The sequence below is a fragment of the Maribacter stanieri genome, assembly GCF_900112245.1.
GTDB classification, from domain to species: domain Bacteria; phylum Bacteroidota; class Bacteroidia; order Flavobacteriales; family Flavobacteriaceae; genus Maribacter; species Maribacter stanieri.
The window spans coordinates 2351899-2369307 of the sequence record NZ_FOYX01000001.1 but is presented as its reverse complement, the minus strand read 5'-3'; the positions used below and the strand labels follow the sequence as shown (position 1 = coordinate 2369307).

At 41.5% G+C, this 17409-nt stretch carries 4 protein-coding genes; all 4 read right to left on the bottom strand.

Annotated elements, in window-relative coordinates; genetic code table 11:
* Entirely contained in the window at positions 1 to 483 is a 483-nt protein-coding gene (locus BM296_RS10220) for a T9SS type A sorting domain-containing protein (protein ID WP_091902894.1), read from the bottom strand.
* A 163-nt stretch (positions 484 to 646) separates the two neighbouring features.
* A complete protein-coding gene (locus BM296_RS10215) occupies positions 647 to 2584 on the bottom strand; it encodes an OmpA family protein (RefSeq protein ID WP_091902893.1) in 1938 nt (645 codons plus the stop codon).
* 9 nt (positions 2585 to 2593) lie between these two features.
* On the bottom strand, positions 2594 to 3526 hold the full coding sequence (locus tag BM296_RS10210; RefSeq protein ID WP_091902892.1) for a PorP/SprF family type IX secretion system membrane protein: 933 nt from the start codon (positions 3524 to 3526) through the stop codon (positions 2594 to 2596).
* Between the two features lie 22 nt (positions 3527 to 3548).
* A complete protein-coding gene (locus BM296_RS10205) occupies positions 3549 to 17297 on the bottom strand; it encodes an Ig-like domain-containing protein (RefSeq protein ID WP_143099059.1) in 13749 nt (4582 codons plus the stop codon).
* Between the last annotated feature and the right edge of the window lie 112 nt (positions 17298 to 17409).

Sequence of the window (17409 nt, the reverse complement as noted above, 5' to 3'; positions counted from 1 at the left end):
CTATTTTTTTATCAGTTTATATTCTTTGATTTGAGTTCCTTCTTCCAAGTATAATCTTAATACGTAGACCCCATTGGCATGTGTAGTCATGTCAATTTCAAATTCGGTATTAGCAGTATCAAATAACTGCGATGAAACTTTTTGTCCGTTTATTGCAAAAAGCTCCATACCATCAATACTCTGTTCAGTAGAAGCAACCGAAACACTCTCAACAACAGGGTTAGGGTATACTAGTATTTCTATATCATCTTCATCAAGACTTAACGGTATAATCAAAAGACCATAACCTGTCCAAAATCCCTGATCGATAGCGCCCTCCCGAGCTATTAAACCAACTAAAGGTTCACCTACTGTAAACCCTAAAGAAATATCAGCATTACTTAATGTATTTCCTTGGCTTGCAACCACACTTCGATCTAAAGATTGCGCAATAGAGCATATACTGTAGAACAAGCATGTAAATAGAAGTAGTTGTCTTTTCATTTTAGTTCTGTTTTAGATTAATGTTACACAACCGTAAAAGGTTAACATTGTTCTGAACTATTTTTATGAATACACCACTTTAATCTACACAGGAAACTAAAACACAAAAAAGTGGATAGGAGCATTGCTCCTATCCACTTTTAATCAAATTGATATTTGTAATTTATTCTACCACAATGAACTCCGATCTTCTATTGAGTTGATGGTTCTCTTTACTACATGGTACATCGTCGCTACAACCGTTTGTAAGCTCCGTCTCGCCATAACCTTCATATGAGATTCTGTTGCTCGGGATGCCGGCTTCTATTAGGTAATCGGCCGTGGCCTTTGCCCTATTCGCGGATAATGTCATATTGTACACATCGTTCGCCCTTGAATCGGTATGCGAGCGCACTTGTACGTTTACGTTCGGGTATTCATTTAAATAGGCTAGTACCTTGTTGATACTGATTTTGGCATCCTCTCTGATGAAGTACTTGTCGAAATCGAAATAGATCGGTTCTATGTTCAGGTATTTCGCAAGGTCCGTTCCTATCGGTGCACCGTTGTCCACTTGTACCAACATTACTTCAATTCCTGTTACATCTTCCGATTTTTCGGTATTGAAGGTTTTTGTACTCTCTTCATAGTCCGCTTTCGTGGCTACTAATTTATAGGCTCCTTCGCTGCAATTTCCTTCCATTTCGAACACTCCGCTCGCATCGGTCTGTGAACTTGATACCACTTTGTTATCCTTGTCGTATACGGTTACCGATGCATCTGTTAACAGTGCATTAGTTTTTTGGTCCTTTACGATTCCCGTAATCGCCGTATGGCAGGTGAAGTCCAAAGGGGTCATTTCTATAAAACTATAGATATCGTCATTGCCCTGTCCACCCTTTCGGTTAGATGCGAAAAAGCCTTTTTTCGTCTCTTCGTTGAAGATATATGAGAAGTCGTCTTCTTCCCCGTTCAAAGGACGTCCTATATTGAATACTTCTCCCCTTTCGTTCTTCAGGTCGGTCGCGAAGACATCAAGCCCTCCAAGTCCCGGATGACCATCTGACGAGAAATATAGTTTATCGGATTCCGTCACAAATGGAAAGGTCTCCCTTGATTCTGTATTAATCCTATCACCCAGATTTTTTGGCGTACTAAAAGTACCGTCCTTATTAATATCAACTACGTAGATATCCGATTCCCCCTTTGTGCCCGGCATGTCAGAGGCAAAGTATAATTTACTTTCATCGTTGTTCAGCGTTGGGTGTGCAACCGAATAACTGTCACCATTGAAAGGTAGTTCTTCTATATTGTTCCATTCTCCATTTTCTTTGGTCGCCTTGTAAATCTTTAATCGGCTTACCCCGTCTTCGTCTCTTTCGAACTTGCCGTCGTCAGAGTTGTTCCTTGTAAAGTACATTGTGTTCCCGTCTTTGATAAATGCAGTTGACGATTCATGGGTTTTCTTGTTCAGCTTTTTAGATAGCTTATCTACATTGGTAAAATTACCTTGATTGTCCTGTGCAGCCTTGTACAGGTTCAAGAAAGATCCGTTATTCCATTTATGAACGTTCTTAGATAGCAATCCGCTGTCCCTTGCCGTAGAGAACACCAGTCCGTCCTCATAGAAAGAAGGTGCAAAGTCCGATACCTTCGAGTTAAGCGCAATATTCTTGAGTTCGTACCTTCCCGAGCGTTCCTCAATCTGTTCCAGATAATCTCTGTTCTCATCGAATACCAACGCACGTTGATCGTTCTCTCTTGCGCTCTTGAATTTGTTCATCCACGTGTCGGATTCTTTATAATTTTCAAGTGACTTTAAGGTCTGTGCGTAACGGTACATATATTCAAGGTCGATATCCGCTCCTTTAAGCGAGAACAGCTTGCCATACCAGCTTGATGCTTCTTCGTAGTTCGCGTTCAGATAGTTTGCATTGCCCAGGTTCTTGTACACCTCTTCTTCGGTATAACCGTCCTTTACCAATTGCTCGTACGATTGTATCGCCGAGGCATAGGCGTAGTTCGTGAATTTTGTATCCGCTTTTTGTACCTTCTTGTCCTGTGCGCTTGCCATCATAGTCACTACCGCCAAGCCACAAAATATATATCCTGCTTTTTTCATGTCGTTTTTTTAAAAGAATCTTGGGGTGATTACTCGTCTGTACTTGTTCAAGAATTCATATCTGAGCATGAACTCGAATGATCCATCATTGAACCTAGTAGCTCCCAAATCCGTAACCTCTTTGTCATAGGCAAGTCCCAACATTAATTGGTCGTTTAACTGAAAGCCGAACAGTGCGCTCAATGCCGCATCCCATCTATACGCCGCCCCTAGGGAGAATTTATCGTTGAACAGGAAGTTTGCGCTAAGGTCCACTTGTAACGGTGCGCCCTTTACCGCCTTGATAAGTGCCGCAGGTTTCAATTTTACGTTTGTGTTCAGGTCGAATACATAGCCCGTGATCAAATAGAAGTTCATACGCTCTTGTGCGATAAGGCTCGAACTGTTCGTATCCGAACTGTCGAAATGCTCGGTCTGTAAAAAGTTCGGTACCGATAGCCCCGCATAGAACTGATCCGTATGGTAATAGATTCCTGCTCCAAAATTAGGGGAGAACTTGTTGTCAATGTTCGGTAGATTGCTCTCCGCACCGTAATTCCTTAATTTGGTAAAGTCCACGTTGAACAGGTGTCCGCCCGCTTTCAGTCCGAAGGAAAGTTTACCTTCCTCAGAGGTATTCACCGTGTAGCTGAACGCCGCATCGATATAAGTATCTTGGTTGGTTCCATTACCGATCTCGTCATTCACCACCGATAGTCCAAGCCCCACATTATTGGAAACAGGTGTATGAAAATTAAGAGTCTGCGTAGTAGGTGCCCCGTCAAGACCCACCCACTGCGAACGGTGCAGTGCGGCTATGCTTAACACCCCTCGGGAACCTGCATACGCAGGGTTCACCGATATCGTATTGTACATGTACTGCGTGTACTGCGCATCTTGCTGGGAATATCCCGTTAATAGGCCCGCAGCGGTAATTAATATAGCTAGAAAATATTTGTTCATCTTATTATTTTTTGGGGAAATTTTATCTGTTTATATATAAGTAACCCGACTTGTTAAGGCTGTTACCATCATTATCGTACTTAATTACATAGAAATACACGCCGACAGGTAGCTCTGAATCTTTACTAAGCGTTGCTCTACCATCTGAAGACCCTGTGAATACATTTGTTCTATTGTCATAACCTGACATTTCATACACCAATATTCCCCATCTGTTATAGATCTGAACCGTATTGTTCGGGAAAGATTCTATATTCTCTATACCAAAGAAATCATTGGTTCCATCTCCATCTGGGGTAATTACTTCATTGGCAACAGCTATTCCACTATCAACTACCTCAGCATTACAACCAGCATCAAGGGGTGGCAATCCGTTCAATGAATCACATGGGTTCAATGGATCAGTACCATCGATTATTTCCTGTCCGTCTGAGATAGTATCACCATCAGTATCGGCAACATCTGGGTCAGTACCGATTGCATCTTCTTGTGCCGTATTCAATCCATCGGCATCACAATCGCTATCTGGCAACGCAGTACCGCCAACATGATCGCAATCGTCTAAAGGATCGGTATTGTCTAATACTTCTTGACCATCATTTATTCCATCGCCATCTGAATCAGGATTTAATGGATCTGTGCCCAAATCTACTTCTTCACTATCTGTAAGTCCGTCATTATCCGTATCAGGGTTGTTTGGGTCGGTACCCAATGCCGTTTCCTCATCGGTAGTCAAATCATCAGCATCACAATCACTTGTACCTAACGCAGTACCATCAACATGATCACAATCATCTAGAGGGTCTGTATTATCGATGTTCACTTCTTGACCATCGCTAATATCGTCTCCATCGGAATCAGGATTATTAGGGTCGGTACCCAACGCTACTTCTTCGTTATTAGAAAGTCCGTCATTATCCGAATCCTCTGAAATAGTCACCGTACCAGTCCCCGAATTACCAGCTTCATCTGTAACACTAATTTGAATTACATCTTCATCTATTAGAACAGGGAAGCTACCACTATCAGGAGTCGCGGAACCGGTATCTAAACTCCAATCACCATTTGCATCAGCTATGACAGTATATATTACATCAAAAATATTATCACCGTTAGTATCCAGCTCAATTAAAAGACTTTCGTTAGCGTCACCTTGCCCAGTTAACACCGGAGAGATATCCGAAGTACTAAAACTATTGGCACTAGGATCCGTGGTATTGAGCACTATTGATTCTATGTCAACAGCAGTGTTGCCCGCAAGATCCGAAACCTCAGCATTGACCGAAATAGGACCATTATTCAATCCGGAAATGTCAAGCTCATTTGCCGTCCATGTTCCAGCAGTTACCGTTGCTGTTGTAGTAAAAGAATTTACGCCATCATCTAAAGTAACTATTACCGTTTGATTGTCTTCAACCCCTGTGGTTACACCTGAGATTATCACATCGTTATCTTCTGCCTCATTAACAATATTATCTATTTCAATAGGTGTATTTATCTCGATGTCAATAATATCATCATGAACAATATCTCGAGTATCTTGCATAGCAGGGTTTCCAGCCAAATCACTCACATCTGCAGTGATGGTTTCATTAACATCCAATGCCTGTGCATCTGCTGCAGGTACATCTAAACTCCAAATGCCACCGGTAACTGTTGTTGTATAAGTTTGACCATTCAAGGTTACCGTTACAGTTTGACCATCTTCAGCATCTGTAGCACCACTGATAGTAACATCATTATCATCTTCAACTCCGCTGATAACATCATCTGTAGACACCACATTTATAGATATTGTTGGTGGAGTTACATCATGTGCTATATCTCTTATCACTTGCGTTGCAGGATTGCCTACTAAATTACTCACATCTGCAGTAATGGTTTCGTTTGCATCTAATACTTGCGCATCTGCTGCTGGTACATCTAAACTCCAAGTACCACCAGTCACCAAAGTAGTGTAGGTTTGACCGTTCAAGGATACCGTTACAGTTTGACCGTCTTCGGCATCTGTAGTACCATTGATGGTAACATCACTATCGTCTTCGACTGCATTGATGATATCATCGACAGAAACTATATTGATGCTTATCGTTGGTGCCATAATATCATGTTCAATATCGCGAGTAGCTTCAGTAGCAGGGTTACCGGATACATCATTTACATTGGAAGTAATCGTTTCATTTGCATCCAATGCTTGAGCATCAGCCGCAGGTATATCTAAACTCCAAGTACCACCAGTTACCGTTGTTGTATAGGTTTGACCGTTCAGCAACACCGTAACTAATTGACCATCTTCGGCATCTGTTGTACCACTGATGGTAACGTCGCTATCATCTTCCAGTGAATTAATGATATCATCGGTAGAAACCACATCTATCGCTATTGTAGGTGCGGTGACATCATGCTCGACAACTCGTGTTGCCTGTGTTGCAGGGTTACCCGCCAAATCACTTACATCTGCAGTTATGGTTTCCGTTGCGCCCAATACTTGGGCCGCAACTGCAGGTAAGTCAAAACTCCATGTCCCTACTGTTACCGTTGCCGTGTATGTTTGTCCGTTCAATAAAACGGTCACTGTTTGACCATCTTCGGCATCTGTAGTACCATTAATGGTAACATCATTATCATCTTCAATCGAGTTGATAACATCATCTAAAGCAACTACATCTATCGTAATTACAGGAGCGGTAACATCATGCTCAATATCTCGTGTAGCTTGTGTTGCAGGGTTACCCGCCAAATCGCTTACATTAGCAGTAATCGTTTCATTAGGGTCTAATGCTTGGACGTCTAATGCCGGTACATCTAGGCTCCATGTGCCACCTGTTACCATAGTTGTATAAGTTTGACCGTTCAAGGTTACCGTAACGGTTTGCCCATCTTCGGCATCTGTAGTACCACTAATAGTTACACCACTATTTTGCTCAAATTCATTAATGATATCATCAGTAGAAACCACATCTATTGTGATTATTGGAGCGGTATCATCATGAATAATATCTCGTGTTGCCTGTGTCGCCGGATTACCCGCTACATCACTAACATCTGCAGTAATCGTTTCCATAGCATTTAAAACTTGGGCTGCCGCAGCTGGCAAATCAAAACTCCAGGTTCCACCAGTAACCGTTGTAGTGTACGTCTGACCATTTAATATAACCGTTACCGTTTGACCATCTTCGGCATCTGTAGTGGTTCCACTGATAGTAACATCACTATCATCTTCAACAGCACTGATAATGTCATCACCAGATACTATATCTATTGTAATTGTCGGAGCCGTAACATCATGCTCAATATCTCTGGTTACCTGTGTTGCCGGATTACCCGCTACATCACTAACATCTGCCGTGATTGTTTCCGTTGCACCTAATGCTTGAGCAGCTGCTGCGGGCAAGTCAAAACTCCATACTCCTCCTGTTACTGTTGTAGTATATGTTTGTCCGTCCAAAATTACCGTAACAGTTTGACCATCTTCTGCACCCGTAGTTGTTCCATTGATAGCAACTTCTGTATCATCTTCCAAGGCATTTATAACATCGTCTCCGGATACTACATCGATTATTATTATTGGCGCATCGACATCATGTTCGATATCTCTGGTTGCCTGTGTTGCAGGGTTACCCGCTAAATCACTCACGTCTGCAGTAATGGTTTCCGTAGCATCCAATGCTTGGGCACCTGCCGCAGGCAAATCAAAACTCCATATACCACCTGTTACTGTTGTATTGTATGTTTGTCCGTTCAATACTACAGTTATAGTTTGACCGTCTTCCGCACCCGTAGTTGTTCCACTAATGGTTACATCGGTGTCGTCCTCAATAGCATTAATAATATCATCGGTAGATACAATATCTATTGTTATAGTTGGGGCAGTTACATCATGTATAATATCTCTGGTTGCCTGAACCGCAGGATTACCGGCTGCATCACTTACATCTGCAGTTATGGTTTCCGTTGTACCCAATGCTTGGGCTGCTGCTGCTGGCAAATCAAAACTCCATATGCCACCTGTTACCGTAGTTGTGTATGCTTGTCCGTGTAAAGTTACCGTTACAGTTTGACCGTCTTCGGCATCTGTTGTTGTTCCACTAATGGTTACATCAGTATCGTCTTCAACTGCATTGATAATATCATCGTTGGATACCACATCTATCGTAATCGTAGGTGCAGTGACATCATGTTCGATATCTCTTGTCGCCTGAACCGCAGGATTACCGGCAACATCACTTACATCTGCGGTAATTGTTTCATTAGGATCTAATGCTTGGGCAGCCGCAGCAGGTAAATCAAAACTCCATGTGCCTCCGGTTACCGTTGTAGTGTATGTCTGACCATTCAATACAACTGTTACAGTCTGACCGTTTTCAGCACCTGTTGTTGCTCCACTAATCGTTACATCGTTATCGTCTTCAATAGTGTTAATGACATCATCGCCCGATACCACATCTATTGTAATTGTCGGAGCCGTAACATCATGCTCAATATCTCGTGTCGCCTGAGTTGCAGGATTACCCGCTACATCACTTACATCTGCAGTTATTGTTTCCAATGCATCTAATGCTTGGGCTACAGCTGCAGGTAAGTCAAAACTCCATGTTCCACCTGTTACCGTAGTCGTATATGTTTGTCCATTTAGAACTACCGTAACGGTCTGACCGTCTTCGGCTCCAGTGGTCGTCCCACTAATGGTTACATCGGTATCATCTTCAAGGGCATTAATAATATCATCGGTAGATACCATATTTATTGCTATTGTTGGAGCAATCGCATCGTGTTCAACATCTCGCGTTGCTTGAACTGCAGGGTTACCTGCATCATTACTCACATCTGCGGTAATTGTTCGGGTTGTACCCAATGCTTGAGCATCTGCAGCAGGTAAGTCAAAACTCCATGTACCACCAGAAACCGTAGTCGTATAGGTTTGTCCGTTCAAGGTTACCGTAACCATTTGACCGTCTTCAACATCTGTTGTGGTTCCATTTATTGTTACGTCATTGTCATCTTCAACTGCATTGATAATATCATCGGTAGCTACTACATTGATTGTAATTGTTGGTACGGTAACATCATGTTCAATATCTCGGGTTACCTGTATTGCAGGATTACCCGCAATATCACTTACATCTGCAGTTATTGTCTCTAAGGCATCCAATGCCTGAGCATCTGTCGCTGGCACAGCTAAAGTCCATGTACCACTCGTTACCGTAGTCGTATACGTTTGTCCGTTCAATACCACTGTAACTGTTTGTCCATCTTCGGCATCTGTAGTACCATTAATTGTAACATCTGTATCGTCTTCCAAAGCATTTATCACATCATCAATAGCCACTACATTAATTGCAATTATAGGTGCAGTTACATCATGTGTAATATCTCTTGTAACTTGTGTCGCCGGGTTACCCGCTAAATCACTCACGTCTGCAGTAATTGTTTCGGCAGGATCCAATGCTTGGGCATCTGCCGCTGGCATATCTAAAGTCCACGCATTACTAGTCACCATTGTCGTGTAGGTTTCACCATTCAGCACTACTGTTACCGTCTGACCATCTTCGGCTCCGGTAGTCGTACCACTAATGGTAACATTACTATCAGCTTCAAAGGCACTAATAATATCGTCATTAGAAACTACGTCAATTGTAATTGTAGGTGCCGTATCATCATGCTCGATATCTCGTGTAGCCTGTGTTGCAGAGTTGCCTGCTAAATCACTAACATCTGCAGTTATAGTTTCCGTAGCATCCAATGCTTGTACATCTACCGCTGGTACATCTAAAGACCATACACCACCTGTTACGGTAGTTGTATACGTGTGTCCGTTAAGAACTACTGTCACTATCTGACCGTCTTCTGCTCCAGTAGTTATACCACTAATAGTAACATCACTGTTGTCTTCAACCGCATTGATAATATCATCGGTAGATACCACATTTATTGCTATTGTTGGCGCAGTCACATCAATCGTAAGCAATGCCGCATCAGAAGTCAAAGGAGAACACACAAAAGTTAAATCGGTAATTATTACTCGGTATTCAAATCCGTCTTGTGCAACGTTAGCCCCAGTTAATGTTAAGGTTTCCGTTGTACTTCCTGTATAGATATCCGTTCCATTGGCATCATCGATAGCTACAAAACCACCACCTAATTGATCATCAACCTCCCATTGATATGTCAATGAGATTCCTGATGCCGTAACGGTGAATATTTCTGGAGAACTACCATTAGTCAACACATCTTGTGGTTGATCTGCACTAGATGCTATAGTAGGAGTTTCCCCTGGCTGTTGAAAATCAAAATCAGTATTTGTAGCACTATCCACATTATTTGGTTCGGTATATCCGTCAACCACATTGGTTCCAGTTACTACACCATCAGCATCTACCACCAAAGCTCCGTCTCCTAAAATTCCGTCTCCGTTATCATCGGTGAAACCTGCTTCTATAACATCATTACATAAATCGCCATCTGCATCCAATTCCAAGAAATCGGCAATACCATCTGCTGTTGTCTCTGAATCTAACAGTGTATAATTAACCGTACCACTATCTTGTTGACCACTTGTTTGAACTGAATCTGGAATTCCATCTGTACCAACGTTGCCATCTAATCGACCATCAGTAAACGCTTGTCCGCTACCCGATTCTACGATGTCATAAATACTGTCATTATCGGCATCTAAATCGAAATGATTGGGTACGCCATCACCATCGGCATCAAAAGCATCCACAATTCCGTCACCATTTGCATCGATACCCAAATCGGTATCTCTATAGTTTAGAATTCCGTCAGAATCGTCATCTGCACTTGGGTCTATACTCGAAGGACTTTCTAATGTATCCAAGATTCCGTCATTATCATCATCTAAATCAGCAGAATCAGCGATACCATCCAAATCATTATCATCTATAGCATTTTCTCTATAATCTACCTCAGCAGTAGTAGTTACTGCAATATTTGGTAAATCTGATGCACCATTATCTTGATCATCGTTAGAATCGAACGGTAATCCTGTAGTATCAACATCATCATAATCATCAAACAAACCATCATGATCATTATCCAAATTATTCGATGCTGCGGTAAAACCGGCTTCTTCAGTATCTGAAAGTCCGTCACCATCCGTATCCAAATCCAAATAATCGGGAATTCCGTCGCCGTCGGTATCTATTGGTGAAACGCCTTCATCACCTGTACCTTCATATTCGTCTCCTAAACCATCATCATCGGTATCATCATTGCCATTTCCATCAGTATTGGCATTTCTTGCTACATAGCCACTTGTAGTTTGCGCTTCAACATTATCTGGAATACCATCGTTATCAGAATCAATATCCAAGTGATCTTCTATACCGTCATGATCACTATCAATACCTTCGTTTATCGTATACACAGGAGCTGTCCCCGGACCTGAAGTTTCACCTGCAGGAGATCCAGCAGAATTTACTGCCGATGTGGTATTAGCAGGTGTAAACAATCCATTAATATCACATGTTTGAAATAAAACAGACCCTAAATAATCATTGGATGAAAAACCAGATTGCAATTCGCCCGAAAAGGTAATCGTCAAGTTCGTGGTTTCATAATAATTAAAATATACGGCAAGTCGTGGTCCAAAATCTACACCGGACCATGTCTGTGGCGGACCTTCAAAAGTGGTTGTACCGGTAGCATCATTTTCTGAAACACTTAGTAATGTGTTACTATCTACAGCATATAAGCCAGGCTGAGCCAAGGTTACACTTTCTTCTGTATTGGCACCGTCAATATCATATATTACACCACCAAAACGGATTAGATTCACCTGAAAATCAGTGCCTGTTGCGACTAATCTAATATTGAAAGTCATACTACCAACAGCACCTACACCACCACCTACATCAAAACTAGGTTGCCAAGCATCATCACTACCAAAACCACCGTTATCAATAGAAGTTAAGGTTGCATTGTTAATATCGGTAATAGCGACAATTGCATCTAACACCCCAAGAGATGAAGTAACCACAGTTGAAAAACGGTACTCGGCACCAACAGTACCTGCACCACTACCCGTAGCCGCTATATATGAACCACCAGTAAAAGAGCCTGGCGGAATACCACATTCATCACCCTTGGTATCTGTAGGCTCAAAACCTAATGATTCTACATAATCTAAGATACCATCATTGTCATTATCCTTATCCAAATCATTATCCACACCATCACCATCAGTATCTATTGGTGTTGCATGTACATTTGCATCTCTAAAATCTACCTCACTTGTAAATGGATCCTGGTCGTTTGGAAAGTTATCTACATCTTGGTTGTTATTCGTTGCTCCATTTGGATCTGCAATTCCATTTGGTGCACTAATACTTAAATCGAAATTATCATCTAAACCATCGTTATCAGAATCTACACCTGAAATTGGGGTGTCTGCGGAATTATTGTCATCGATGTCATATGCCTCTACATAATCAAGAACACCATCGTTGTCAGAATCAGCATCTCTAAAGTCAGGACTATCTTGACCGTCTGAATTTTCAGGTTGATTAATGGACACACCAGAACCGGCAGGAACCACTTCGTAATTATCAGCCAAGCCGTTTCCGTCAGAATCGGTAGAAGGACTCAAATAACCTGAAGTTGATTGCCATTCTATATTATCAATGATACCATCATTATCACTATCTAAATCCAAATAATCTGGGTGCGAATCACTGTCAGTATTAACCAATGTGTTCGTAAAACTACCTCCATTATCCACATCAAAAACATCATCGATACCATCGTTATCACTATCATTTCCAGATAATTGAACCAGACCTGCATCGGTTTGAGATTCTACCAAATCTTGAATACCATCATTATCTGAATCTATGTCCAAAAAGTTTGGACCACCTTGATTATCGCTATTCAAAGGAATCACAGAAATACCTGCTCCATCAGTAGCACCATCTTCTGCGACATCTGGAATACCATTAGTACCATGATTACTTTCACCAGTATCGATGGATCCGTTTCCGTCAAGATCTAGACTACCATTTCCTGTTTCCACTACATCTGGAATACCGTCATTATCACTATCTAAATCTTCATTATTAGGAATACCATCATTATCAAAATCGGTCGTTCCTTCAACAGTATCCAGAATACCGTCGTTATCATCATCTTCATCATTAGTGTTACATATTCCATCTCCATCGGTATCTATACCGTCATTATCTGGGTCGAAGTTAGCACCGGCAGTAAAATCATTACTCGCCGTTGCACCACAATCATCACAACCATCACCATCTAAATCTTGACAAATGGAAGGATCTAAAGGAGCAGTATCCGCACCATCTGCCACACCATCGTTATCATCATCGGGGTCGCCAGAATCACATAAGCCATCACCATCAGTATCAGTTCCGTCATTAGCAGGGTCAAAATTAGCTCCCGCAGTAAAATCATTGCTTGCCGTTGCAGAACAATCATCACAACCATCACCATCCAAATCTTGACAAATGGAAGGGTCTAATGGAGCAGTATCCGAGCCATCTGCCACACCATCGTTATCATCATCAGGGTCGCCAGAATCACATAAGCCGTCACCATCGGTATCAGTACCGTCATTGGCTGGGTCATAATTATCACCTGCGGAAAAGTCAGTACTTGCCGTTGCAGAACAATCATCACAACCATCACCATCCAAATCTTGGCAAATGGAAGGGTCTAACGGTGCACTATCCGAACCATCGGCTACACCATCGTTATCATCATCTAAATCTGAAGAATCACAAATACCATCACCATCGGTATCAATACCATCATTATCCGTATCAAAATTAGCTCCAGCTGTAAAATCATTACTTGCATTAGCAGAACAATCATCACAACCATCGCTATCTAAATCTTGACAAATGGAAGGGTCTAATGGAGCTGCATCCGAACTATCGGCTACACCATCGTTATCATCATCTAAATCTGAAGAATCACAAATTCCGTCACCATCAGTATCAATACCATCATTATCCGTATCAAAATTAGCTCCAGCCGTAAAGTCAGTACTAGCCGTTGCGGAACAATCGTCACAACCATCACCATCCAAATCTTGACAACTACTTGGGTCTAAAGGTGCATTATCATCACCATCCAAAACTCCATCATTATCATCATCGGCATCGCCAGAATTACAAATTCCGTCGCCATCGGTATCGATACCATCATTAGAAGGATCGAAATTATTACCAGCGGAAAAATCAGTACTAGCCGTTGCAGAACAATCATCACAACCATCACCATCCAAATCTTGACAAATTGAAGGGTTTAATGGAGCAGCATCTGAACCATCAGCTACGCCATCGTTATCATCATCGGGATCGCTAGCATCACAAATTCCATCGCCGTCAGTATCTGTACCGTCATTTGCAGGGTCAAAATTATTTCCAACGGAGAAATCTGTACTAGCCGTTGCCGAACAATCGTCACAACCATCACCATCCAAATCTTGACAGCTACTTGGATTTAATGGAGCATTGTCATCTCCATCAAGAACCCCGTCATTGTCATCATCTGGATCACCTGAATCACAAAGTCCGTCACCATCGGTATCGATACCATCATTATCCGTATCAAAATTAGCTCCTGCAGAAAAATCGTTGTTAGCCGTTGCCGAACAATCATCACAACCATCACCATCCAAATTGCGACAACTGCTTGGGTCTAAAGGTGCATTATCATCACCATCTAGAACTCCATCATTATCATCATCTGGGTCGCCAGAATCACAAAGTCCGTCACCATCTGTATCGGTGCCATCATTAGAAGCATCAAAGTTATTACCTACCGAAAAATCGTTATTTGCCGTGGCAGAACAATCGTCACAACCATCGCCATCCAAATCTTGACAACTGCTTGGATCTAAAGGTGCAAAATCATCCCCATCAAGAACCCCGTCATTGTCATCATCTGAATCACCAGAATCACAAAGTCCGTCACCATCGGTATCGGTACCATCATTATCCGTATCAAAATTAGCCCCTGCAGAAAAATCGTTGTTAGCCGTGGCAGAACAATCATCACAACCATCGCCATCCAAATCTTGACAGCTACTTGGATCTAAAGGTGCATTGTCATTTCCATCTAGAACTCCGTCATTATCATCATCCGTATCGCCAGAATCACATATACCATCTCCATCGGTATCGATACCATCATTAGCAGGGTCAAAATTATTACCCCCTGTAAAATCGTTACTTGCCGTTGCAGAACAATCGTCGCAACCATCACCATCTAAATCTTGACAACTGCTTGGGTCTAAAGGTGCATTATCATCACTATCTAGAACTCCGTCATTATCATCATCGGTATCGCCAGAATCACAAAGTCCGTCACCATCTGTATCGGTGCCATCATTAGCGGGGTCAAAATTATTACCTACTGAAAAATCAGTGCTAGTGGTTGCCGAACAATCATCGCACCCATCGCTGTCCAAATCTTGACAGCTACTTGGATCTAATGGAGCATTGTCATCACCGTCTAAAACTCCGTCATTATCATCGTCTGGGTCACTAGCATCACATAAGCCATCTCCATCGGTATCTATACCGTCATTTGCAGGGTCAAAATTATCACCGACAGTAAAATCGTTACTTGCCGTTGCAGAACAATCATCACAGCCATCACCATCCAAATCTTGACAGCTGCTTGGGTCAAAAGGTGCATTATCATCACCATCTAAAACACCATCATTATCATCATCGGCATCACTAGAATCAGGTGTGCCATCACCATCAGTATCTGGATCATTAGTTACCGTTATGTTTACCGTTGCGGTTTCACAAACATCTGGATCTGGATCTGTATTACAAACTTGATAAATTACCGTTACGGTTGACCCGTTCTCCGTAATTAAAGGGGTATACGCCAATTCACCGGTTAAAGCATCTAAAATTGCGGTGCCACCAGCTGTACCGCCAGTTCTGGTAATTGTGGTAGTACCCTGATTATTTGGGTTATTATTTGGAAAATAATCATCATTACTTAAAATATTGATATTGGTAGCTACACCTAAAGTTGCGTTTACATTTTCATCTTGAGCGGTTGGCGCATAGGGATTAGGGTCCGTAGCATCTAAATGACCATCATCATCACTATCTATATCTAAATGATTAGGTTGACCATCATTATCCACATCGTAAGCGTCGGGCACTCCATTACCGTCAGCATCGGTATAATTAGTTGTGGTACCATCTCCGGTATTACCAACATCTTGACTTGTATCTTTAAAATTTAAAATACCATCTCCATCTTCATCACCAAAAGGATCAAGACCAGGGTATTCATCTAAATCTACAATACCATCATTGTCGTCATCGGTATCATCATTATCACTAGTGCCATCACCGTCACTATCTCTTGGATCTCTCCAATCTCTTTCTCCTCCGGCAGGATCGTCATCTTGAAATGAATTTGGAGTTTGACCATTGTTTGTTGCTGCATCCGGATCATCCATTCCGTTAGCGTTCTGATCAAAATTATCGTCTATACCATCTAAATCGGTATCATTTCCCGCTAAGGTAGTTTCAGCAACATCATCACCGTTGGTATCGTAAGCTTCAACAGCATCTGAGATACCATCATTATCACTATCTGGGTCTAAAAAATCTGGAACATTATCAGGTGTAGCAAAAGCTACATCTGTATTAACAGGAATAAGACCCTGATTACCAGAGCCTTCATAATTATCATCTAAACCGTCGCCATCTGAATCATTACCAGACGGAGCGATATAAGAGCCACTAGCCTGAGCTTCAATATTATCTGGTATACCGTCATCGTCGGAATCTAAATCTAAATGGTTGGGAAAACTATCATTATCTTGACTAGCTTCGTAAACATCTGGTACACCATCGGAATTAGCATCGGTGTAATTGGTAACGCTACCATCGGCATTGGTGTTATATGTGGGAACACCGTCACCAGAATTATCTAAAACATCTTGAAAATTAGGAAGTCCGTCACCATCGGCATCACCGTTAGGATCATTACCATTTGACTCTACAATATCTAAAATACCATCGTTGTCATCATCAATATCTACATTATCAAAAACACCATCTCCATCTGAATCTCCTACACAGACAGAATATAACACTGTGTTTATCTGATATTCACTTTGGTTAAGATCAAACTCTTTTACAAATCCAGGGTTTGCATAAATATCAAATTCAATAAAATTTACATCATTAAACTCAAACATTAAATTACTTTCCGGACCATTCGCTTCTGACTCGGTACCTGCAGAAAGTAGCGTAGGCGGAGTAGTATCTACATTTATATTAGTTGGTATATCTGTGGCTGTAAACCGAACAGAATTATCACAGTCTGTACCAACAGCTTCGTTTTCTATAGGAATACTTGGATTTGCAGCAGCAGGTGTGCCATCAATATCGTTAATTACAATTCTAAAATCATTAACCGGTATTAAGGTAACTTTGTCTGAAGCAATGAAACTAATTCGTATTCTTGAAGGAGCTGTTGTTCCACTATTGGATGGGTTGCTATAAAAGAAATTGTCTACTGCACCAGAGTACCCAATTTGTCCGTTATTACCAGCACCACTTATTTTTTGAACCCTAACAAAAGACAGTGATGGTATGGTTGGTGAGGTAGCATTGAAGTAAGCATCTACTACTGTTCCACTTGAAATACTTGTTATTGAAACATTTTCAAAGTTCTGTGCATTTACGTTTGCAGTAAAAAATAATATGATAGCGAAGAACGATAATTGAACTTTACTGCTATTTATCATAAAAAGTAGCTTTAAACTTTTAGAAACAAACTTTTGTAAAAAGTCACCTTTCATTAGAGAACTGTACTTTTTGAAATAGTTTTGAATAACCTTTAGAAATACTGCGAATATT

What these genes read in the sequence shown, in the direction of transcription:
- BM296_RS10220 (WP_091902894.1), bottom strand. Translation starts at nt 483, where the DNA reads ATGAAAAGACAACTACTTCTATTTACATGCTTGTTCTACAGTATATGC.
- BM296_RS10215 (WP_091902893.1), bottom strand. Translation starts at nt 2,584, where the DNA reads ATGAAAAAAGCAGGATATATATTTTGTGGCTTGGCGGTAGTGACTATG.
- BM296_RS10210 (WP_091902892.1), bottom strand. Translation starts at nt 3,526, where the DNA reads ATGAACAAATATTTTCTAGCTATATTAATTACCGCTGCGGGCCTATTA.
- BM296_RS10205 (WP_143099059.1), bottom strand. Translation starts at nt 17,297, where the DNA reads ATGATAAATAGCAGTAAAGTTCAATTATCGTTCTTCGCTATCATATTA.